The organism is Burkholderia sp. Ac-20345, from assembly GCF_017104825.1.
In the GTDB taxonomy this organism is placed as follows: domain Bacteria; phylum Pseudomonadota; class Gammaproteobacteria; order Burkholderiales; family Burkholderiaceae; genus Burkholderia; species Burkholderia lata_B.
On sequence record NZ_JAAGPO010000182.1, the window covers coordinates 1 to 22,763 of the forward strand.

The 22,763-nt window shown below is 67.1% G+C and carries 18 protein-coding genes and 1 pseudogene; 16 read left to right on the top strand and 3 right to left on the bottom strand.

The genetic code is table 11. The features are described from left to right. The 5 genes and pseudogenes from G3O06_RS37685 to G3O06_RS37705 all read left to right on the top strand — a co-directional run. Positions 1-336 (top strand): annotated as a pseudogene (locus tag G3O06_RS37685) (RNA polymerase subunit sigma-24); the annotation flags it as partial. A 253-nt stretch (positions 337-589) separates the two neighbouring features. After that, positions 590-1,012 carry a ferritin family protein gene (locus tag G3O06_RS37690; protein WP_011355874.1) on the top strand — a complete coding sequence of 141 codons (423 nt, stop codon included), beginning with the start codon at positions 590-592 and terminating at the stop codon, positions 1,010-1,012. A gap of 119 nt (positions 1,013-1,131) precedes the next feature. Further along, entirely contained in the window at positions 1,132-2,469 is a 1,338-nt protein-coding gene (locus G3O06_RS37695; protein ID WP_174917656.1) for a heterodisulfide reductase-related iron-sulfur binding cluster, read from the top strand. Positions 2,470-2,500: 31 nt separating this feature from the next. Then, positions 2,501-3,082 carry a DUF3501 family protein gene (locus G3O06_RS37700; RefSeq protein WP_174917657.1) on the top strand — a complete coding sequence of 194 codons (582 nt, stop codon included), beginning with the start codon at positions 2,501-2,503 and terminating at the stop codon, positions 3,080-3,082. A gap of 733 nt (positions 3,083-3,815) precedes the next feature. After that, positions 3,816-4,757, top strand: a complete 942-nt coding sequence (locus G3O06_RS37705; RefSeq protein ID WP_174917676.1) for a transposase — start codon at positions 3,816-3,818, stop codon at positions 4,755-4,757. 121 nt (positions 4,758-4,878) lie between these two features. On the opposite strand, the gene G3O06_RS37710 is transcribed toward G3O06_RS37705, so the two are convergent. Continuing rightward, the gene (locus tag G3O06_RS37710) at positions 4,879-6,423 is read right to left on the bottom strand and encodes a mannose-1-phosphate guanylyltransferase/mannose-6-phosphate isomerase (RefSeq protein ID WP_174968325.1); all 1,545 of its coding nucleotides are present in this window, start codon (positions 6,421-6,423) and stop codon (positions 4,879-4,881) included. 428 nt (positions 6,424-6,851) lie between these two features. On the opposite strand from G3O06_RS37710, the gene G3O06_RS37715 reads away from it, so the two are divergent. From G3O06_RS37715 to G3O06_RS37760, 10 genes are all read left to right on the top strand, one after another. After that, positions 6,852-8,225, top strand: coding sequence for an undecaprenyl-phosphate glucose phosphotransferase (locus G3O06_RS37715; RefSeq protein WP_174968326.1), 1,374 nt, complete (start codon positions 6,852-6,854; stop codon positions 8,223-8,225). 80 nt (positions 8,226-8,305) lie between these two features. Then, the gene (locus tag G3O06_RS37720; protein WP_174979010.1) at positions 8,306-9,718 is read left to right on the top strand and encodes a UDP-glucose/GDP-mannose dehydrogenase family protein; all 1,413 of its coding nucleotides are present in this window, start codon (positions 8,306-8,308) and stop codon (positions 9,716-9,718) included. Positions 9,719-9,748: 30 nt separating this feature from the next. Next, on the top strand, positions 9,749-10,192 hold the full coding sequence (locus G3O06_RS37725) for a low molecular weight protein-tyrosine-phosphatase (protein ID WP_174917661.1): 444 nt from the start codon (positions 9,749-9,751) through the stop codon (positions 10,190-10,192). Further along, on the top strand, positions 10,186-11,364 hold the full coding sequence (locus G3O06_RS37730; RefSeq protein WP_174917677.1) for a polysaccharide biosynthesis/export family protein: 1,179 nt from the start codon (positions 10,186-10,188) through the stop codon (positions 11,362-11,364). The genes G3O06_RS37725 and G3O06_RS37730 overlap by 7 nt, the downstream gene beginning before the upstream one ends. A 50-nt stretch (positions 11,365-11,414) precedes the next feature. Next, positions 11,415-13,640 (top strand): polysaccharide biosynthesis tyrosine autokinase, encoded by a 2,226-nt coding sequence (locus G3O06_RS37735; protein WP_205819170.1) that lies wholly within the window; start codon positions 11,415-11,417, stop codon positions 13,638-13,640. A gap of 64 nt (positions 13,641-13,704) precedes the next feature. Continuing rightward, positions 13,705-14,664 (top strand): glycosyltransferase family 2 protein, encoded by a 960-nt coding sequence (locus G3O06_RS37740; protein ID WP_205819171.1) that lies wholly within the window; start codon positions 13,705-13,707, stop codon positions 14,662-14,664. 43 nt (positions 14,665-14,707) lie between these two features. Further along, complete coding sequence (locus tag G3O06_RS37745; RefSeq protein ID WP_175003674.1) at positions 14,708-15,856, top strand: glycosyltransferase family 4 protein; 1,149 nt, start codon at positions 14,708-14,710, stop codon at positions 15,854-15,856. 10 nt (positions 15,857-15,866) lie between these two features. Next, on the top strand, positions 15,867-17,333 hold the full coding sequence (locus G3O06_RS37750) for a glucose-6-phosphate isomerase (RefSeq protein WP_205819172.1): 1,467 nt from the start codon (positions 15,867-15,869) through the stop codon (positions 17,331-17,333). Next, complete coding sequence (locus tag G3O06_RS37755; RefSeq protein ID WP_205819173.1) at positions 17,330-18,514, top strand: glycosyltransferase family 4 protein; 1,185 nt, start codon at positions 17,330-17,332, stop codon at positions 18,512-18,514. The genes G3O06_RS37750 and G3O06_RS37755 overlap by 4 nt, the downstream gene beginning before the upstream one ends. Next, positions 18,514-19,680: a glycosyltransferase family 4 protein gene (locus tag G3O06_RS37760; RefSeq protein ID WP_205819174.1), complete on the top strand. Its 1,167-nt coding sequence runs from the start codon at positions 18,514-18,516 to the stop codon at positions 19,678-19,680. Before G3O06_RS37755 ends, G3O06_RS37760 begins: the two co-directional genes overlap by 1 nt. A 126-nt stretch (positions 19,681-19,806) precedes the next feature. Here the strand turns inward: G3O06_RS37760 and G3O06_RS37765 are convergent, their stop codons facing one another. After that, complete coding sequence (locus G3O06_RS37765; protein ID WP_205819175.1) at positions 19,807-21,042, bottom strand: MFS transporter; 1,236 nt, start codon at positions 21,040-21,042, stop codon at positions 19,807-19,809. Between the two features lie 154 nt (positions 21,043-21,196). Here G3O06_RS37765 and G3O06_RS37770 point away from each other — a divergent pair, with 154 nt between their 5' ends. Further along, positions 21,197-21,649, top strand: a complete 453-nt coding sequence (locus G3O06_RS37770) for a helix-turn-helix domain-containing protein (RefSeq protein WP_174917669.1) — start codon at positions 21,197-21,199, stop codon at positions 21,647-21,649. A 13-nt stretch (positions 21,650-21,662) separates the two neighbouring features. Here the strand turns inward: G3O06_RS37770 and G3O06_RS37775 are convergent. Then, a partial coding sequence (locus tag G3O06_RS37775) for an MFS transporter (protein WP_205819176.1) occupies positions 21,663-22,763 on the bottom strand: 1,101 nt, incomplete at its 5' end.

Genomic DNA, 22,763 nt, shown 5'->3' on the forward strand with positions numbered 1-22,763 from the left:
TATGCGCGCGCGCGGCAGGCGTCGGATACCGACTGGGCGCAGATCGTCGCGCTGTATGACGCGCTTGCCGAAGTCGCTCCGTCGCCCGTCGTCGAGCTGAATCGCGCGGTGGCGTTCGGGATGGCGTTCGGGCCTGCTGCGGCGCTCGAACTCGTCGATGCGCTGCGCGACGATCCCGCGCTCGCGCGCTATCACTGGCTGCCGAGCGTGCGCGGCGACCTGCTGGCAAAGCTTGGCCGTGCCGACGAGGCGAAGGCCGAATTCCGCCGCGCGGCGGAACTGACGCGCAACGAGCGTGAACGCGAATTGCTGCTCAGGCGCGCGACGGACGCGTGACGCTCGCGGCACGAGCGAACGAGCGAACGAGCGAACGAGCGAACGCGGCGCACCGTGCGCCGTCCGCTCCCGGTAGCACGCACCGCGTCCCGCCGGGCACTATCGCCCGGATTGAAAAAGCCTATTGGGGGATGCGAACGCGAGCGCCTAGATTGAAGAGCACGATGCGTGCGCCCCGGCGCACGCATCGTTCCCCACATATCTGATCGGCCCGGCTTCGCACGCGGCCGCGCCGACTCGAACGGAGGCGCAAATGGCTCAACTCAAGGGCAGCAAAACCGAAGAGAACCTGAAGGCCGCATTCGCGGGCGAATCGCAGGCGAACCGGCGTTATCTGTATTTCGCTTCGAAGGCTGACGTCGAAGGCCAGAACGACGTCGCCGCGCTGTTCCGCTCGACCGCCGAAGGCGAAACCGGCCATGCGCACGGCCACCTCGAATACCTGGAAGCCGTCGGCGATCCGGCAACGGGTTTGCCGTTCGGTTCGTCGCGGCAGAATCTCGAATCGGCGATTGCCGGCGAAACGCACGAATACACCGACATGTATCCGGGCATGGCGAAGGCGGCGCGCGACGAGGGTTTCGACGAAATCGCGAACTGGTTCGAGACGCTCGCGAAGGCTGAACGCAGCCACGCGAACCGCTATACGAAGGCGCTAGACAGTCTCGTCGACTGACGGGCCGCCGCGGGCCGCACGGCAGGCCGTGCGACCGGCTAGCGGCCGGCTGTTCGTTCATCGCTGCCCGCATCGCGCGGGCGGCGCTGGCGCGCATGCGCGCCACGCTGGAGCGCCCCATGCCCCACAAGGAAGGCAGTCTCGAAGCCCCGACCCGGCATCCGCTCGACTGGCAGTCCGATACGTTCTACGACCAGGCCGCGATCGATGCGGAAATGACGCGCGTGTTCGACATCTGCGCCGGGTGCCGGCGCTGCGTGTCGTTGTGCGGCGCGTTTCCGACGCTGTTCGATCTGGTCGACGACACGCCGATGGGCGATATCGAGGAAGTGCCGAAGGAAGCGTTCGGCAAGGTCGTCGACCAGTGCTACCTGTGCGACCTCTGCTACATGACGAAATGTCCGTACGTGCCGCCGCACGCATGGAACGTCGACTTCCCGCACCTGATGCTGCGCGGCAAGGCCGCGCGCTACAAGCGCGGCGAAGCGACGCTGCGCGACAAGGTGCTGTCGAACACCGACGCGCTCGGCCATTTCGCCGGTATCCCGATCGTCACGCAGGCGGTGAACGCGGTGAACCGCACGCCGCCCGCGCGCCATGCGCTTGAAGCGACACTCGGTGTCGACCGCAATGCGTGGCTGCCGGAATTCGCGCCGCGCAAGTTCCGGCGCACGGCGAAGCCCTCGGACGGCTTGCCCGTGCGCGACGGCGAACGCACGCCCGGCAAGGTCGCGATCTACGCGACCTGCTATGTGAATTTCAACGAGCCGGGCATCGGCCACGACCTGCTCGCGATCCTCGCGCACAACGACATTCCGTACGAGCTCGTCACGCGCGAAGCCTGCTGCGGGATGCCGCTGCTCGAGCAGGGCAATCTCGCCGGCGTCGCCGCGAAGAAGGACGTGAACCTGCCCGTGCTCGAACGCTATGCGCGCGAAGGCTATGCCCTGATCGGCGCGATCCCGAGCTGCGTGCTGATGTACAAGAGCGAGCTGCCGCTGATGTTCCCCGGCGACGAAGCGGTGCGTGCGGTGGCCGAAGCATTCTGGGATCCGTTCGAATACGTGATCGCGCGGCATCGCGACGGACTGCTGAAGACCGATTTCAAGACGGGCCTCGGCACCGTGTCGTATCACGTGCCGTGCCACGCGCGCGTGCAGAACATCGGCCGCAAGACGGCCGACGCGCTGTCGCTCGTGCCCGATACGCGCGTGAATGTCGTCGAGCGCTGCTCGGGCCATGCGGGCACGTTCGGCGTGAAGAAGGAGTTTCATGCGGACGCGATGCGGATCGGCGGGCCCGTGTTCAAGGCGATGGCCGAGCCGCAGCCGGATTTCGTGTCGTCTGACTGCGCGCTGGCCGGCCATCACATCGTGCAGGGCATCGACGACAAGGGGCTGCCGTCCGCGCCGCTCGCGCATCCGCTCACGCTGCTGCGCCGCGCGTACGGCATCTGAGCCGCCGCCGGCCGACCCACGAGGACATCCCATGACGTTGACCCGCGACTCCCTGCTGACGCTCGAGGCGTACGCGAAGATCCGCAAGGCCGAACATGCGCGGCTCGTCGCGTACAAGCGCCGCCGCGCGGTGGCGCTCGGCAATCATCTGCGCTTCCTGTTCGAGGACGAGACGACGATCCGCTATCAGATCCAGGAGATGCTGCACATCGAGAAGATCTTCGACCAGGCGGGCATCGAAGGGGAGCTGGAAGCGTATCTGCCGCTCGTGCCCGACGGCACGAACCTGAAGGCGACGTTGCAGATCGAGTACGAGCACGAGATCGAACGGCGTGCGGCGCTCGCGCGGCTGATCGGTGTCGAGGATCGCGTGTACCTGCAGGTCGACGGGCACGCGAGCGTCTACGCGATCGCCGACGAGGATCTCGAGCGCGACACCGCCGAGAAGACGTCGGCCGTGCACTTCGTGCGCTTCGAGTTCGGCGCGCCGATGCGTGCAGCGCTCAAGGGTGGGGCGGCGCTGTCGATCGGCTGCGATCACCCGGCCTACACGATGCCGGCGCAGCGCGTGGACGCGGATGTGACCGCATCGCTGGCCGGCGATCTGCGCTGACGCGTCCGCGGCGCGCCCGGTACGCCTGACCCACCGGTTTCCCTTTTTCTGTTCCGACCCGAAACTCGCGTTCCGCACGCGATGCGGCGCTGCCGCTCGTCTGCCGCTGCGAAGATGTAACAGACGTCACGCGTTTGCGTGTGGCGACAAATGTGCATCGTGCGTCACCGTGCTTTCATCACTCGCAGAGAAACAATAAAAAGATTGTGCATGGAGATAATTAAAATCGGCGAAATTCGAATGATTTACCGATTCGTGAATATCTTGTTACGATTTTTTCCCTGATTTACCGATGTTCGGCAGCAATACACGGGATTGTTGCCGGCAGGGGTCGGACCATCGCGAAAATGCCCATGAAAAGGTATTCTTCATACGCTGCAGAGCCCCGCCAGACGGGCCTTTGCAGCGACGGGCATAAAGATCTCGCAAAAAAATTCAAGCGTAAATACATTACGCACCCATGGCAGGTTGTTTCAGTGCGTAACATTAAGTCATTGTCATATTGAGATAAACCCTAGGGATGGTATGCTTCGTGCACAAAAATTCCCACATTGGAGTGAGACCGTGATTTGTGCGTCATTGCCGGGAATTTCGGCACCGTGAAAGTGCGGTGCCGCGCCGGCATGCACAACACCGGATAACCATAATGTGCAACCTGGCCGCCCCGCGACGCGATGTGTCGCGACGGCGCCGCCAATCGCAGCCCCGGCCTGGCTGCGTGGAGAGATCTACTATGTTCTTCGATGAGCTTAACGATGAAGAGTGGTTTCGTCTTTCAACGCTGATCGCCGATGAACCCATCCGGCTGAACCGTCGTGGGCGTCCGCGAGCCGAACCGCGCGTCGTTGCCAACGCGGTGCTCTGGATCCTGACGACCGGTGAAGCCTGGTCGAAGCTGCCCGGACGCTATCCGTCCGGGCCGACGTGCCGTCGCCGTTACGAGGAGTGGCTGGCGTCCGGTACGTTGCTGCAGATGATCGACGTGCTGACCCAGTTCAGCGGGCGAACGTTCGCGTATATTCCGCCGCCGCCGGAGGCGGTCGTGCCCGCGCGTCGTGCCGAGCCGGTGCCCGACAACGATCGCTTGCGCGGCGTGTTCTGGCAAAACCCCGAGTCGTGGCAATTGCCGGTCGCTCAGGCAAACGTTTGGGAGGGCGAGGGCGCGTCGCTGAGCGCGATGCCGGTCGACGAAGTGGTCGATCCGTCGGCCGTCTCGTTCGAGGTGCCCGGTGCGCCGTCTACGGAGTTGCGCCATGCGCATGCGTCGTCGGCGAGCTTCGCGGCAGCCGAACCGCAAGTCGACGAGTATCGCGGCTATACGATCTGCGGCATTGCGCAGCCCGTGCAGAACCTGATGTATCGCGCGTGGGCGGAGATTTCGCAGGACGAACGGCGCGTCGAGCGCTCGGGCCTTATCGGCCCGCGCTTCACCGACGCCGAGGAAGCCGAGCAGTTCGCGCTCGACTGGGCACGTCAGTGGATCGATCGCCATGGCGCGAGCGACGAACCGGCACGCGAGCCGCAAGGCGAGGTGCTGGCCGGCCTGTCCGCGCTCGCGCGTGCGGAGTCGGACATCAAGCGCTTCATCGCCGAGCATCACGCGAGCACGCTGTCCGAAAGCCGCAACGATCCGGTGCAGCCGGAGCGCCGCGAATTCGTGTACCGCGTAGGCTGATCGCCGTACCGCTGACACGCGCGGGCCGTCGTGTGCCACGACGTCCGCGCGGAAGTCCCGTCTTTCCATGCCTGCCTTGTCCGGGGCGCCGCTGTCGAAGCGGCGCCCCGGATGCATTGCATTACTGCCGGCCGTAGGTATCGTCGAAGCGGACGATGTCGTCCTCGCCGAGATACGCGCCCGACTGCACTTCGATCAGCTCGAGCGGCATCTTGCCCGGATTCTCCAGGCGGTGCGCCACGCCGAGCGGGATGTACGTCGATTCGTTTTCGGACAGCAGGAACGTTTCGTCGCCGCGGGTAATGCGCGCGGTGCCGCACACGACGATCCAGTGTTCGGCACGGTGGTGGTGCATCTGCAGCGACAGTTGCGCGCCCGGCTTCACGACGATGCGTTTCACCTGGAAGCGCTCGCCCATGTCGACCGAGTCGTAGTGGCCCCACGGGCGATGCACCTTGCGGTGATCGGTCGCTTCCGCGCCGCGTTGCGCCTTGATGCGCCCGACGATTTTTTTCACGTCCTGCACGCGCGACTTGTCCGCGACGAGCACGGCGTCCGGCGTTTCGACGACGACGAGGTTCTGCGTGCCCACGCAGGCGACGAGCCGGCTTTCGGAATGCGCGAAAGTCGATTCGGCGTCTTCGAACAGCACGTGGCCGCGACCGACGTTCTCGGCATCGTCCTTCGGCGAAATCTGCCAGATCGCGTCCCACGAGCCGACGTCCGACCAGCCCGCGTCGAGCGGCACGACGACGCTTTCGCACAGTTGCGGCAGGCTCGCGAGCGGCTCCATCACCGCGTAGTCGATCGAGTTCGACGGCGACGCGGCGAACGCTTCGCGATCGACGCGGAAGAAATCGCCATCGGCCTTGCCCTGGGCGACGGCCTGTTCGCAGGCCGCGTAGATCGCGGGTTCGAGATGGCGGATCGCGTTCAGCCAGACCGATGCGCGAACGATGAAGATGCCGCTGTTCCACCAGTATTCGCCCGATGCGACGTACTGCTGAGCGAGCTCGAGATGCGGTTTCTCGACGAAACGGTCGAGGCGGCGCACGTCGAGGTTGCCCGTCGCGGCATCGCCGAGCGGCGCGCCGACGCGGATGTAGCCGTAGCCGGTTTCCGCGTGCTTGGGCACGATGCCCATCGTCGCGATCTTGCCTTGCATCGCGCTGTGCACGCCGGCCGCGACGGCCGCGTGGAAGCGCGGCAGGTCGGCGACCGCATGGTCGGCCGGCATCACCGTCATTACCGCATCGTTGCCGTCGGCGACGAGTCGCAGCGCGGCGAGTGTCAGCGCGGGCGCGGTGTCGCGGCCGACCGGCTCGAGCATGATCGACGCAGATTTGCCGGTCAGGCGCAGCTGTTCGGCAGTGGTGAAGCGGTGATCCTCGCCGCATACGATCAGCACGTCGTCGTTCAGCGGATGGTCGGCCGTCAGGCCGTCGAGGCGCAGCGCGGTCGACTGCAGCAGCGAATGTTCGCCGAGCAGCCCGATCAGCTGTTTCGGAAAACGTTCGCGCGACATCGGCCACAGGCGGGTGCCGGAACCGCCGGCGAGAATCACCGGTTGCACGGCGACGCGCGTGCCGGCGGCGGGTGCGGCGGATGTAGCGGATGCAGCGGAAGAAGAATGGCGCGTTTCGGCAGCCACGGCCGGAGCATTCATGAGGACACTCTCCACGGTTGAAGTCAGTGCCTGTCGTTGTAGCACGAAGTAAATCGACAATAAAACCGGATCCATTGCCGGATATTCGCCATGGACTCATCAGGAAGATTTTTCCGCAATAGCATCCGATGCAAATAAAAAATTAAAAAATAAATCCGGATATCGGCCGGTGTTGACCGCCCTCAAAGGGCGGGCGGGAATCGTAAAGCTTCCGAAAAATTCCCGATTTCCGGGCATTTCGGGAAAACCTGCCGATTTAATTCAAAAACATCGCGGCAAGATTTTCCGATTATTTTTCGAAATACTTGTACGCTTGAGGCGAAAATTTCTTACCGCTTCAATAGCGTCATGCAACGTTTGAATCGAATGTGCGGCACGGGTCGCACAAGGAGCAGTTCGGCAAACGCCTGTTCAAAGAGGAAGCAGACATGTTGAGCGTGCTGGCGAGAGTCATCGATATCGCGATGGTCGTGACGGGGGCGCTGCTCGCCGCCGCGCTGCACGGTGGCGGCATCTGGCTCAACGACCTGCAGCGCACGATGATGCTGTTCGATTGCCTGCTCGTCGTCGTGTGTTTTCCCGCCTTCGGCATCTATCAGTCCTGGCGCGGCAAGCGTCTCGTCGGGCTGGTGGGGCGGGTTGCGTTCGCGTGGCTCGTGGTCGAGCTCGCGGGCATCCTGTTGAGCTTCAGCTTTCATCAGTCGGGCGACCTGTCGCGGCTGTGGCTGGGTTACTGGGCGTTCGTGACGATGGCGCTGCTCGCCGGGTCGAAGACTTGCGTGCACGTCGTGCTGCGGCAACTGCGCCGCGGCGGCTACAACCTGAAGGCGGTGGCGATCGTCGGCGGTACGCCGGCGGCGCGTCGGCTGATCGCGCAGATGCGGGCACGGCCGGAAGCCGGTTTCAACCCGGTGTGCGTGTACGACGAAAGCGAGGCGCCGGGCGAAGTCGCGCTCGACGACGTGCGCATCGAGCGGCAGTTCGAATCGCTGGTGTGGCTGGTGCGCAGCCGTGCGATCAGCGAGCTGTGGCTCACGTTGCCGATCACGGAGGAGCGCCGGATTCACCAGATCGTGACGGTGTTCCGCCACGACTTCGTGAATATCCGCTTCATCCCGGACGTGCGCACGCTGTCGTTCTTCAACCAGGAAGTGGTCGAGGTGCTCGGCGTGCCGGCGATCAACCTCGCGGCGTCGCCGATCACCGACGTGCGGATCCTGCCGAAGTTCGTGTTCGACCGGCTGTTCGCGCTGGCGGCGCTCACCGCGCTCGCGCCGGTGATGGTGCTGATCGCCGGCCTGATCAAGCTGACGTCGCGCGGGCCGGTGTTCTTCCGCCAGAAGCGCAAGGGCATCGACGGACACGAGTTCGAGATCTACAAGTTCCGCTCGATGAAGGTGCACCAGGAAGTGGCCGGGCAGGTCACGCAGGCGAAGAAGAACGATTCGCGCGTGACGCCGGTCGGCCGGTTCCTGCGCCGAACGAGCCTCGACGAGCTGCCGCAGTTCATCAACGTGCTGAAGGGCGAGATGTCGGTCGTCGGCCCGCGCCCGCATGCGCTTGCGCACGACGACATCTACAAGGATCTGGTCAAGGGCTACATGTTCCGCTACCGGATCAAGCCGGGCATCACCGGGTGGGCGCAGATCAACGGCTTTCGCGGCGAGACCGACCAGATCGAGAAGATGATGGGACGCGTGAAGCTCGATCTGTACTACATGCAGAACTGGTCGTTCTGGCTCGACATCAAGATCGTCGTGCTGACGCTCTGGAAGGGCTTCACCGGCAGCAACGCGTACTGAGTACCGAGTACCGAGATCGCGCCACGCAGGCCTTCCGGTTTTACGAATTTCGAATCATTGGTCAAGAGGTCCGACACATCATGAATCTGACTATCATCGGCAGCGGTTACGTAGGTCTTGTCACCGGCGCGTGTCTCGCCGACATCGGGCACGACGTGTTCTGTCTCGACGTCGACCAGGCAAAGATCGACATCCTGAACAACGGCGGCGTGCCGATCCACGAGCCGGGCCTCAAGGAAGTCATCGCGCGCAACCGCTCGGCCGGCCGCCTGCGCTTTTCGACCGATATCGAGGCCGCGGTCGCGCACGGCGACGTGCAGTTCATCGCGGTCGGCACGCCGCCCGACGAGGACGGTTCGGCCGACCTGCAATACGTGCTCGCGGCCGCACGCAACATCGGCCGATACATGACGGGCTTCAAGGTGATCGTCGACAAGTCGACGGTGCCGGTCGGCACGGCCGAGCGCGTGCGCGCGGCGGTGGCGGACGAGCTCGCGAAGCGCGGCGGCGACCAGATGTTCTCGGTCGTGTCGAATCCGGAATTCCTGAAGGAAGGCGCGGCGGTCGACGATTTCACGCGGCCGGACCGCATCGTGATCGGCTGCGACGACGACGTGCCGGGCGAGCGCGCCCGCGAGCTGATGAAGAAGCTCTACGCGCCGTTCAACCGCAACCACGAACGCACGCTGTACATGGACGTGCGCTCGGCCGAGTTCACGAAATACGCGGCAAACGCGATGCTCGCAACCCGCATCTCGTTCATGAACGAGCTGGCGAACCTCGCCGATCGCTTCGGCGCGGACATCGAGGCCGTGCGCCGCGGGATCGGCTCCGATCCGCGCATCGGCTATCACTTCCTGTACGCCGGCTGCGGCTACGGCGGCTCGTGCTTCCCGAAGGACGTCGAGGCGCTGATCCGCACGGCCGACGAGCACGGGCAGGCGCTGCAGATCCTGAAGGCCGTGTCGTCGGTCAACGCCACGCAAAAGCGCGTGCTCGCCGAGAAGATCGTCGCGCGCTTCGGCGAGGACCTCACCGGCCGCACGTTCGCCATCTGGGGCCTCGCGTTCAAGCCGAACACCGACGACATGCGCGAAGCGCCGAGCCGCGAGCTGATCGCCGAACTGCTGTCGCGCGGCGCGCGCATCGCCGCGTACGACCCGGTCGCGCAACAGGAAGCGCGTCGCGTGATCGCGCTCGATCTCGCCGATCACCCGAGCTGGCTCGAACGGCTGACCTTCGTCGAAGACGAGGCGCAGGCCGCACGTGATGCCGATGCGCTCGTGATCGTCACCGAATGGAAGATCTTCAAGAGCCCCGACTTCGTCGCGCTCGGCCGCCTGTGGAAGACGCCGGTGATCTTCGACGGCCGCAACCTGTACGAGCCGGAGACGATGAGCGAGCAGGGCATCGAATACCACCCGATTGGCCGGCCGGGCTCGCGCCAGGCCGTTGCCGCCCGTGTGCCGGGCACCGCGCCCGCAAGCGCGTAACCCGCTTCCCGTCACTCATTACGAGACGCCATGTTCCGGAACATCCTGATCGTCTGCCACGCAAACGTCTGCCGCAGCCCGGCAGCGGAAATGCTGTTCAAGTCGCACGCCGCGTCGCGCGGCGGCCCGCGCCCGACGTTCCACTCGGCCGGGGTGCATGCGAACGACGGCGACGGCATCGATCCGGTGATGCGCCAGCTGCTCGCCGAGCGGGGCGTCGATTCGACGACCCATCGCTCGCGGCGGCTGTCGCGCCGGATCGTGCGCGACGCCGACCTGATTCTCGTCAGCGAGCGCGGACAGATTGCGGCCGTCGAATCGGTCGATCCGTTCGCGCGCGGCAAGGTCCACCTGCTCGGCAAGTGGGAAGGGGCCGAGATTGCCGATCCGCACGGCGGCCCTGAGGCCGATTACCGCGAGAGCTACTCACTGATCGAACGTCTGGTTCAAGGATGGCTACAGAAACTATGCTGAAACGCCCGATGCGCCCGGTGGCGCTTGCCGTCGCGCTGACGACTTTCCTGTCAGCCTGTGCAACCGCGCCCGGCAACTACCTCGACTCGTCGAACCTGAAGGACGAAGGCCGGCAGCAAGCGGCCGAGACCTATCCGGTTCATTACATCGACGCCAAAGTGGTGATGGACCAGCTGCAGAAAGCGCAGGTCGACCATCCGCTGCCGCCCGGACGTTATACCGATCCGTCGGAGTACGTGTACCGCGTCGGCCCGCAGGACATCCTCGGCGTCACCGTGTGGGACCACCCCGAGCTGACGACGCCGCAGGGCCAGTCGTTCTCGAGCGGCGGCAACACGACGCAGACGATCGCGGGCGCGCTGCAGCAGCCGTATACGACCGCGCTGCCGGGCCAGGCCGATCCGTACGGCCAGACGGTCGCCGCCGACGGCACGATCTTCTTCCCGTTCGTCGGCCGCATCAAGGTGGCCGGCAAGACGGTCGCGCAGATTCGCGAGCAGATGGCCACCACGCTGTCGCGCTACGTGAAGAATCCGCAGCTCGACGTGCGCGTGCTGTCGTTCCGCAGCCAGAAGGTCCAGGTGACCGGCGAGGTGAAGCAGCCGGGCCCGCTCGCGGTGAGCGACGTGCCGCTGACGCTGGTCGACGCGATCTCGCGCTCGGGCGGCTCGACCAACGAGGCCGATCTGCAGCGCGTGCGCCTGACGCGCGAAGGCAAGCTCTACACGCTCGACGCGAACGGCGTGCTCGATCGCGGCGAAGTGCGGCAGAACGTGATGCTGCAGCCGGGCGACATCATCAACGTGCCGGACCGCAGCGACAGCCGCGTGTTCATCATGGGCGAGGTCAAGACGCCGGTCACCGTGCCGATGCTCAAGGGCAAGCTGACCCTCGCCGATGCGCTGACGTCCGGCGGCGGCATCCTCGACACCGATGCGAACCCGCGCAAGATCTACGTGATGCGCGGGATGCGCGACAACCCGACGAAGCCGGAAGTGTTCCGTCTCGACATGACGCAGCCGGATGCGCTGATGCTGTCGAGCCGCTTCCCGCTTCAGCCGCTCGACGTCGTCTACGTCAGCACGGCCGGCTCGGTGCAGTTCAACCGTGTGCTGCAGCAGGTGTTGCCGACGATCCAGACGATCTTCTTCATGCGGCAAATCACGCGCTGATAGCCCGCCGGGGCGGCGCCTCCGCCCCGGCACCACTCAAGCGGGAACGAATGGTGAACACGCAAGCGAAACACTCCTACGCGGACCTGACCGCGAAAACCGAGGAAGAGGACGTCGTCCTCGGCCAGCTGCTCCAGGTGATCATGGACGACATCTGGCTGCTGCTCGGCATCGCGGTGACGGTCGTCGCGCTCGCCGGCCTCTACTGCTACATCGCGAAGCCGGTCTACCAGGCCGACGTGCACGTGCGGGTCGAGGGCAACGACAACACGTCGCAGGCGCTCACGCAAACGCAGACGGGTGCGATGATCAACAGCGGCCCGCAGCAGGCGCCGACCGATGCGGAAATCGAGATCATCAAGAGCCGCGGCGTGGTCGCGCCGGTGGTCGAACAGTTCAAGCTGAATTTCTCGGTCGTGCCGAAAATGCTGCCGGTGATCGGCAGCCTCGCGGCGCGCGTCGCGACGCCGGGTGAACCGGGGCGGCCGTGGCTCGGCCTGAAGTCGTACGCGTGGGGCGGCGAAGTCGCCGACGTCGATTCGATCAGTGTCGTGCCGGCGCTCGAAGGCAAGAAGCTGACGCTGACGGCCGGCCCGAACGGCACCTATTCGATCGTCGACCGGAACGGCATGCGGCTGCTGTCGGGCCATGTCGGCGAATCGGCACAGGGCGGCGGCGTGACGCTGCTCGTGTCGAAGCTCGTCGCGCGCCCCGGCACGCAGTTCACGGTGGTCCGCTACAACGATCTCGACGCGATCAGCGGCTTCCAGACCGGCATCCAGGTGACCGAGCAGGGCAAGCAGACGGGCGTCGTGCAGATCTCGCTCGAAGGCAAGGACCCGGACCAGACCGCCGCGATCGCGAACGCGCTCGCGCAGTCGTACCTGAACCAGCACGTGGTCGCGAAGCAGGCCGAGGCGACCAAGATGCTCGACTTCCTGAAGGGCGAGGAGCCGCGCCTGAAGGCCGACCTCGAACGCGCGGAAGCCGCGCTGACGCAGTACCAGCGCACGTCGGGCTCGATCAACGCGAGCGACGAGGCGAAGGTCTACCTCGAGGGCAGCGTGCAGTACGAGCAGCAGATCGCCGCGCAGCGCCTGCAGCTCGCGTCGCTCGCGCAGCGCTTCACCGATTCGCACCCGATGGTGATCGCCGCGAAGCAGCAGCTCGCGGAGCTGCAGGGCGAGAAGGACAAGTTCAGCAACCGCTTCCGCAGCCTGCCGGCCACCGAAGTGAAGGCCGTCCAGCTGCAGCGTGACGCGAAGGTTGCCGAGGACATCTACGTGCTGCTGCTGAACCGCGTGCAGGAGCTGTCGGTGCAGAAGGCCGGCACGGGCGGCAACATCCACCTCATCGATTCGGCGCTGCGTCCGGGCGATCCGGTCAAGCCGAAGAAGGTGCTGATCCTGTCGGCCGCGGTGTTCCTCGGGCTGATCCTCGGCACGGGCGTCGTGTTCCTGCGCCGCAACATGTTCCAGGGCATCGAGGATCCCGACCGCATCGAGCGCGCGTTCAACCTGCCGCTGTACGGGCTGGTGCCGCAAAGCGCCGAGCAGGTGAAGCTCGACGCACAGGCCGAGAAGAGCGGCAGCCGTGCGCGGCCGATCCTCGCGAGCCTGCGTCCGAAGGATCTCAGCGTCGAGAGCCTGCGCAGCCTGCGCACCGCGATGCAGTTCGCGATGATGGATGCGAAGAACCGCGTGATCGTGCTGACGGGCCCGACGCCTGGCATCGGCAAGAGCTTCCTGACGGTCAACCTCGCGGTGCTGCTCGCGCATTCGGGCAAGCGCGTGCTGCTGATCGACGCCGACATGCGTCGCGGCCTGCTCGACCGCTACTTTGGGCTCACCTCGCAGCCGGGCCTGTCCGAGCTGCTGAGCGACCAGTCGGCGCTCGAGGACGCCGTGCGCGAGACGCCGGTGCAGGGCCTGTCGTTCATCTCGGCCGGCACGCGCCCGCCGAACCCGTCGGAACTGCTGATGTCGACGCGCCTGCCGCAATACCTGGAAGGGCTCGGCAAGCGCTACGACGTCGTGCTGATCGATTCGCCGCCGGTGCTGGCGGTGACCGACGCGACCATCATCGGCCGCATGGCCGGCTCGACGTTCCTCGTGCTGCGCTCGGGCATGCATACCGAAGGCGAGATCGCCGACGCGATCAAGCGCCTGCGCACCGCAGGCGTCGACCTGGAAGGCGGGATCTTCAACGGCGTGCCGCCGAAGGCGCGCGGCTACGGCCGCGGCTATGCGGCCGTGCATGAATACCTGAGCGCCTGATCCGCATCGCACGTAACCGGGCGGGCAGCGAGCGTTGCCCGTCCGGCCGACAGGAGAACCAACGATGAAAATTTCCGTGCTCGTTCCGACCTATCGGCGTCCCGCCGACCTCGCGCGCTGCCTGCTGGCGCTGCAGCGGCAGCATCGGCTGCCCGACGAGGTGATCGTCGTCGCGCGCCCGGAGGACGATGCCACGCACGAACGGCTTGCCGATCCGGCGGTCGGCGGCGCGCTGCCGCTGCGCATCGTGCCGGTCGACGTGCCGGGCCAGGTCGCCGCGCTGAACAAGGGGCTCGACTCGGCGAACGGCGACATCGTCGCGATCACCGACGACGATGCGGCGCCGCATCCCGACTGGCTCGCGCGCGTCGAGTCGGCGTTCGCTGCCGATCCGCGCGTGGGCGCCGTCGGCGGGCGCGACTGGGTGCACGAGAAGGGCCGCGTACTCGACGAATCGCGCGAACTCGTCGGCCAGCTCACGCTGTCCGGCAAGATCGTCGGCAATCATCATCTCGGCGTCGGCGGCATGCGCGAAGTCGACATGCTGAAAGGCGCGAACATGAGCTACCGCCGCGCCGCGATCGAGCGGCTGCGCTTCGACACGCGGCTGCGCGGTGCCGGCGCGCAGGTGCACAACGACATGGGTTTCAGCATGCATGTGCAGCGCGACGGCTGGAAGCTCGTCTACGACCCGGCGATCGCGGTCGATCATTTCCCGGCCGAGCGCTTCGACGACGACCGGCGCGATGCCGCGTCGCTGAATGCGATCAGCAACGGCGCGTACAACATGCACCTGATCCTGCGCGAGCATCTGCCGCCGGTCCGGCGCGAGATCGCGTGGTGGTGGTGGACGCTGGTCGGTACGCGCGTCTACCCGGGCCTCGCGCACGTGCTGCTGTCGCTGCATACGGCGAAGCGCGAGCGGATCCGCGAGCACTGGCGCGCGGTGCGCCGCGGCGCGCGCGATGCCCGCCGCGCGAACCTTGCCCCCCATCGTGCGGCGATGCCGCCGGTGACGTCTTGAACGGCCTGCGCGCCTCGCGCGCGGCCACCCACGGAGGGCTCGCATGACTGCAACGAAAGCTGCAACGAATGTCCACGTTCACCTGTTTTACGGCGCCGATCCGCGTACCTACCGGAAAGGCGAGAACATCGGCTGCCTGTACGGCTATCACCATGCCGAATCCGACGAATTCCGGCTGACCTATTCGCAGGACGGCGGCGAGAACCGCGTCGCCAGCCTCGCGCGCCGCGCGCTGAAGGCGGCGCTCGGCTTCGACGTCGTGCATGCGTGGCGCAACCGCGCCGCGCTGCTGAACACCGACGTGATCTGGACGCATACGGAGCAGGAGCACCTGGCGGCCTCGCTGATCCTGAAGCTCGCCGGTGCGCAGGGCAAGCGCCCGCTGTTGCTCGCGCAGAGCGTGTGGCTGTTCGACAAGTGGGGCAGCTTCGGCGGCCCGCGCCGCTGGCTGTACCGCAAGCTGATCGCGCGCGCCGACGCGCTGACCACGCTGGCCCGCGACAACGCCGACCTGTGCCGCCGCTATCTCGGGCGCGACGCCGAGTTCGTGTACTACGGGCTGAACACGCAGGACTTCCCGCTCACCGAGCCGCAGCAATGGCAACCGAACCGGCCGCTGCGGATCGCGGCGATCGGCAACGACCGCGACCGCGACTGGCGCACGTTCCTCGCCGCGTTCGGCGGCGATGCGCGCTATGACGTACGGCTCGCGACGCGACGCCGCGTGCCGCGCGAGTGGCATGCGCCGAACGTGAAGATCGGCTCGGCGTCGGGGCTCGCGAAGCAGCACGAGCTGTACGCGTGGGCCGACGTGATCGTCGTGCCGCTGCGGCCGAACTTCCATGCGTCGGGCATCACCGTGATGCTCGAGGCGGCAGCCGTCGGCAAGCCGATGATCGTGTCCGACGTCGGCGGGCTCAGCGACTACTTCCCGCACGATACGGCCGCCTATGTGCCGGCGTTCGACGCGCAGGCGATGCGCCAGGCCGCCGATCGCTTCGCGGCCGATCCGGTCGCGGCGCTGGGCTGCGCGCGGGCCGCCGCCGCATGCCTGCGCGAGCGTGACCTGACCACGCAGGCGTTCGCCGAGCAGCACGTGCGGATCACGCGCGACATGCTGCGCCGGCGCCGGACGCCGGCCGCCGCGGGACTGGCGATGCCGCTCGCGGATTCGCGCCCGTCGTCGCGGTGAGAGCGGATCGATGAGTACGATTGCCGCCGAACGCGCACCGTCGCGCAACCGCAACCGGCTTCCCGAGGCGAAGCACTGGGTCGGGCAGGCCGGATTGTGGACGTTTACCGCCGCGCTGATCGCCATTCACCAGGGCAAGGTGCTGACGCTCGCGTTTCCGGTGCTGGCCATCGCGGTCGGCATCTGGCTGTATTTCAAGAGTCCGGCGCGCTACGTCGGCTTCATGTGGTGGGTGTGGTTCCTGAGCCCGGAAGTGCGACGTCTCGCCGACTGGTCGAAAGGCGCGTTTACGCCAACGAGCCTGATCCAGGTCGCGCCGCTCGCGGTGACGATGATCGCCGGCCTCGGGCTGATCCGGCATTACCGCGTGCTCGCGCAGCGGCGCGGGATCCCGATCCTGCTGATGCTGTTCGGGCTCGCGTACGCGTACCTCGTCGGGATCGTGTCGAGCGGCGTGATGGCCGCGACCTACGATCTCGCGAACTGGGTGTACCCGGTGCTGATCGGCTTTCACATCATGGTCAACGCGCGCGACTACCCCGAGTACCGCGACGTGCTGCTGTCGACGTTCATGTGGGGCATGCTCGTGATGGGCGTGTACGGCGTCGTGCAGTACTTCGTGATGCCGCAGTGGGACGTGCTGTGGATGATCGGTTCCGAAATGGGTTCGCAGGGCGAGCCGGTGCCGTACGGCGTGCGCGTGTTCAGCACGATGAACTCGTCGGGGCCGTTCGCGTTCGCGATGATGGGCGCGCTGGTGTTCGTGCTCGCGGCGCCGCAGAAGATCCGCTGGTTCGCGGGGGCGGCCGGCTTCGTGTCGTTCGCGCTGTGTCTCGTGCGCTCGACGTGGGGCGGCTGGGTGATCGCGCTCGCGATCCAGCTCGCGCAGTCGAACAACCGCGTGCGGATGCGGATCCTCATCAGCGGCGTCGTGCTGGTCGGGCTGTGCGTGCCGCTGCTGACCGTCGGGCCGGTGGCCGACCGTCTCGGCGCGCGTCTGCAGTCGATCACGAACCTGAAGGACGACCGCAGCTACGACGACCGCAACAAGTTCTACGCCACCTTCGCGCAGACGGCATTCACCGACGTCGCCGGCGAGGGGATGGGCGCGACGGGTGCATCCACGAAGCTGTCGAGCGACAGCGGCGAACTCGGCAAGTACGGCAGCTTCGACAGCGGCGTGATGAACGTGCCGTTCGTGCTCGGCTGGCCCGGCACGCTGCTGTATCTCTCGGGCGTCGTGATGCTGTTCAGCCGCACGCTGCGCGCGGCGTTCAAGCTGCGCAAGGACAAGTTCGTCGGCGCGTGCCTGAGCCTTTGCCTGTCGACCTTCGCGATGCTCGTGTTCACGAACTCGCTGATCGGCACGGGCGGCCTGCTGATGTTCACAGCCATTTTTTCGATTCTTTCCGCGGCGCACTGGCAAAAGGCACAACGCCTGCTGGCCGCCGCGCGTTTACGGGGAGGCGAACATTGAGAATCGCGATCGTCACGCACGTCGTGCGACATAACGACGGGCAAGGCCGCGTCAATTACGAAATCGCGCGCGCGGCGCTGGCCGAGAACTACGAGGTCACGCTGGTCGCGTCGCATGTCGCGCCCGAGCTGCTGGCCGACCCGCGCGTGCGCTGGGTGCCCGTGAAGGTCGGCGGCTTCTGGCCGTCGAATCTCGTCAAGCAGCAGGTGTTCGCGCTGAAGAGCGCGGCCTGGCTGCGCGCGCACCGCAGCGAGTACGACGTGCTGCACGTGAACGGCTTCATTTCGTGGATCAAGGCCGACGTGAACACAGCGCACTTCGTGCACGGCGGCTGGTTCAAGAGTCCGTACTATCCGTTCGGGCCGACGAAGGGGCTGTGGTCGGCTTACCAGTATGTCTATACGCGCGTGAACACCACGCTCGAGCGCTGGGCGTACAAGCGCTCGCGCGCGATCACGGCCGTCTCGCAGAAGGTGGCCGACGAGATCGCCGGGCTCGGCATCGACAGCCGCAAGATCAGCGTGATCTACAACGGTGTCGACGGCAGCGCGTTCGCGGGCGCCCAGGCCGATCGCGCGGTGTTCAAGTTGCCGGACGATGCGTTCCTGCTGCTGTTCGTCGGCGACCTGCGCACGCCGCGCAAGAACCTCGGCACCGTGCTGAAGGCGCTGACGAAGCTGCCGGCGAACGTGCATCTGGCGGTGGCCGGCTATCTGCCGGGCAGCCCGTATCCGGAAGAGGCGCGTGCGCTCGGCATCGATTCGCGCGTGCATTTCCTCGGTCTCGTGAAAAACATGCCGACGCTGATGCGCTCGGCCGACGCCTACGTGTTCCCGTCGCGCTACGAAGCGATGAGCCTGTCGCTGCTCGAGGCGATGGCGGCCGGGCTGCCGGTCGTCACCGCGCGCACCGCGGGCGGCGCGGAAATCATCACGCGCGAATGCGGGATCGTGCTGGAGGATCCGGACGATCCGGCAGCGCTCGCGCAGGCGATCGGCTCGCTCGCGGCGTCGCGCGACACCTGTCGCGCGATGGGCGAAGCAGCCCGCGAACTGATGACCCGTTTCGGCTGGGCGCACATGGGCGCCCAGTATGTCGCGCTCTACCGGCGCATCGGCCAACCCTCGCAGCCGTCCGCTTTCGAGCGGGTCGAGCATGCAGTCACGCAGGAGCAAACGTGATGTCCCAATCTTCCCGGCCGATCAAATCGTTGCAGATCGGCATGCACTGGTTCCCCGAACGCGCGGGCGGCCTCGACCGGATGTACTACTCGCTCGTCGGCGCGCTGCCGGGCGCGGGCGTCGAGGTGCGTGGGCTCGTCGCCGGCTCGTCGAAGGTCGCCGACGACACGGGCGGTGCGATCCAGGGCTTCGGCCCCGCAACGGAGCCGCTCGCGCGCCGGATGCTCGCCGCGCGGCGCGCGCTGCGCGAGGAGGTCCGCAGCGAGCGGCCGGACGTGATCTCGTCGCACTTCGCGCTGTACACGTTCCCGGGCCTCGACGTCATGCGCGGGATTCCGCAGGTGTCGCACTTCCAGGGGCCGTGGGCCGACGAAAGCCAGGTCGAGGGCGCCGCGTCGCTCGGCCAGCGCGCGAAGCGCTATCTCGAACAGGCCGTCTATACGCGTTCGTCGCGGCTGATCGTGCTGTCGCAGGCGTTCGGCCAGATCCTGACGAACCGCTACGGGATCGATCCGTCGCGCGTGCGCGTGATTCCCGGCTGCGTCGATACCGCGCAGTTCGATACGCCGCTTACGCCGGCCGAGGCTCGCCACAAGCTGCAACTGCCGCAGGACCGGCCGATCGTGCTGGCCGTGCGCCGGCTCGTGCGGCGCATGGGGCTGGAGGACCTGATCGACGCGATCGGCCTCCTCAAGCACCGTCACCCGGACGTGCTGCTGCTGATCGCCGGCAAGGGCAAGATCGGCGAGGAACTGCAGCAGCGCATCGATGCGGCCGGGCTGCAGGACAACGTGAAATTGCTCGGCTTCGTGCCCGACAACCATCTCGCGGCGCTGTACCGCGCGGCGACGGTCAGCGTCGTGCCGACGGTCGCGCTCGAAGGCTTCGGGCTGATCACCGTCGAATCGCTCGCGTCCGGCACGCCGGTGCTGGTCACGCCGGTCGGCGGGCTGCCGGAGGCGGTTGCCGGGCTGTCCGACGATCTCGTGCTGCCGTCCACGGGCGCGGACGCGATCGCGGAAGGGCTCGGTGCCGCGCTGTCGGGCGCGATCACGCTGCCCGACGAGGCCGCGTGCAAGCGCTATGCGCGCGATCATTTCGACAACGCGGTGATCGCGCGGCGCGTTGCCGGCGTGTACGAAGAGGCGATCGAGGCGGCAGGCTGAGCGCCCGCGGCGCGCTACTTGCGCGCCGAACCGAAAGCCGAACCGGCGCGCGTGCGCGGCCGATTCGCGTACCGGCCGGCCGCGAAGGGCCGGCCTTCTCCATCCGATACGCGGTGCCGGCACGCATCACGCGCGCCTGAGCGTCGCGGCCCAGACCCCGAGCGCCGCCACGCTCACGACCGCGCCGAGCACGCAGACGCCCGTCCATCCGGCGCGCGCATACATCATCGTCGACGCAATCGCACCGAGCCCGCTGCCGGCCGAATAGAACAGCATGTAGCAGCCGACGAGGCGCGCATGCGCATCGGGCCGCGCACCGAGAATCATGCTCTGGTTGACGACGTGGACGGCCTGCCCGCCGACATCGAGCAGCACGATGCCGACGATCAGCAGCGCGATCGACGTATCGCCGAACGCGAGCGGCAGCCACGAGCACGCGAGCAGCGCGAGCGCGATGCCGGTCGTTGCTTCGCCGCGCCCGCGGTCCGCGAGCCGGCCCGCGCGGGCCGCCGCCGCCGCGCCCAGTGCGCCGACGAGGCCGAACGCACCGATCTGCGTATGCGACATCGCGTGCGGCGGCGCGCTCAGCGGCAGCACCAGCGCGCTCCAGAAGATGCTGAACGCCGCGAACATCAGCAGCGCGATCGCGCCACGCACGCGCAGCACGCGTTCATTGCGCAGCAGCGACACCATCGATCGCAGCAGCGCCGCGTAGCCGATGCGCTCGCGCGGGCCGTTCTCGTCCGGCAACAGACGCGACAGCACGACGAGCATCGCGATTGCGAGGGCACCCGACACCAGATAGACGGCCCGCCAGCCCGCGATATCGGTGACGACGCCCGCCAGCGAGCGCGCGGCCAGCAACCCGACCACGACGCCACCTTGCGCGGCCCCCACCACGCGCCCGCGTTCGCCGGCGCCCGCGAGCGCGGCCGAGCACGCGATCAGCCCCTGCGTCATCGCGGTACCGAGCAGCCCGACCGCGACCATCCCTGCCAGCAGCGCGACACGCGTCGACGATGCGGCCACACCGATGCAGGCCGCGGTCAGCAGCAGAAGCTGAACGGTGATCAGGCGCTTGCGGTTCAGCAGGTCGCCGAGCGGCACGACGAACAGCAGGGCGAGCGCACAGCCGAGCTGCGTCGCGGTGATGACGCCGCCGACGGCCGCCTGCGACACACCGAAATCCCGCGCGATCGAATCGAGCAGCGGTTGCGCGTAGTAGACGTTTGCGACACTGGCCGCGCAGCAGACGGCCAGCAATGCGACGCGTGCCGCGGACAAGCGGCCGCCATCGGCCGGGTGCGCCGCATGCGCAGGGCCGTTCGATGCAACGGTGCCGGTATGACAGGAAGACTCCATGGGTTCCCTCGTGCAAAGTAGTTGCAAATTGAAACTGGTGTGGAGTGTAGGAAAAGTAGTTTTAAAATGCAACCTGTTGTGCGGCGGGCGAGATGTCCGTGCACGGATGGCCGGCGTTGCCGCGAAGGCGGCCGGCGAGATTGCGGAGAGGAACATGGCCAGGCAGAAAAGTCTTGCGGATTCGCCGTGCCCGGTGGCGCGGGCGACCGATATCGTCGGCGATCGCTGGGCGTTGCTGATCGTGCGCGATGCGTTCGACGGCGTGCGCCGCTTCGGCGATTTCCGCGCGAGTCTCGGCGTCGCGAGCAACATCCTGTCCGACCGGCTGAAGATGCTGGTGGACGCCGGCGTGTTCGACGTCGTGCCGGCGTCGGACGGCAGCGCGTATCAGGAGTACGCGCTCACCAAAAAGGGCGAGGGGTTGTTTCCGGTGATCGTGATGCTGCGGCAGTGGGGCGAGGCGAACCTGTTCGCGCGCGGCGAGCCACATTCGGTGCTGGTCGACCGCGGTACCGGGCGCGCGATCCGCAAGCTCGCGCTGCGGCATGACGACGGCCGGCCGTTGAAGGCGGCAGAGACGCTTGTGAAGAAGATCGGCGACGCATGACCGCACCCGTTGTTCAATCGGCCGCCGCCACGACCTGACGCGCGGGCGATGCGCCGCGATGCGCATCGGGCCGCACCAGCGTCGCGAGCAGCGCGGCGGTGACCAGCAGCGCGACCGATATGGCCGTTTCGATCCGCAACCCGTCCACGACCTGCCCAGCGCCGCCACCGCCGGCGAGTGCGCCGAATGCTGCGACGCCCATCGCGCCGCCGGCCTGCCGCGCGGTATTCAGCACGGCCGACGCGATGCCGGCCCGTTCGGGTGCGACCGACGCGAGCACGGCGGTCGTCATCGCCGGCACCGCGAACCCCATACCCGTCGGAATCAGCAGGAACGGCACGAGCAGGAGGGCCAGCGGCGTCGACGCGTCGACGAAATGCAGTGACCCGTAACCGAGCGCGGCGACGAGCGCGCCCGCCAGCATCGGCGCACGCGGGCCGTGACGCGCCACGACGCGGCCGCTCGCGAGGTTCGACAGCAGGAAGCCGCCTGTCAGCGGCAGGAACGCGAGGCCCGCCTGCAACGCCGATTCGCCGCGTGCGCGCTGCAGGTACAGCGCGAGCACGAACACGGTGCCGTAGTACGTGAGGTTCACGCAGATCCCGAACAGCACGGCCGCGCTGAACGTGCGATGGCGGAACAGCGACAGCGGCAGCATCGGCGTGGCCGTGCGTGCTTCCACCGCGACGAATGCGAGCGCGGCGAGTGCGGCCAGCGCGAAACCGCCGGCGACGACTGGATGCGTGAAGCCGAGCGGCCGCCATTCGATCACGGCGCCGGTCAGTGCGGTCAGCATCGCGATCGCGATGAACTGGCCGCGCAGGTCGAGTGCACGGACGGAGGCGCGGGATGACGCGGCCGGCGTCACCGCCACGCGGTGCGCGGGTACCCACGCAAAGGCGGCTGCCAGCCCGGCCGCACACAGCGGCAGGTTCACGAGGAAGATGCCGCGCCAGCCCCACGTCGCGATCAGCAGGCCGCCGACGACCGGGCCGGCCGCGATCGAGATCGAACCGGCCGCCGTCCACCAGCCGACGGCCCGCGCGCGCAGGTGCGGGTCGTGCCGGCACGCGTCGTTGAGCAGCGCGAGCGAATTGGGCAGCATCGCCGCGGC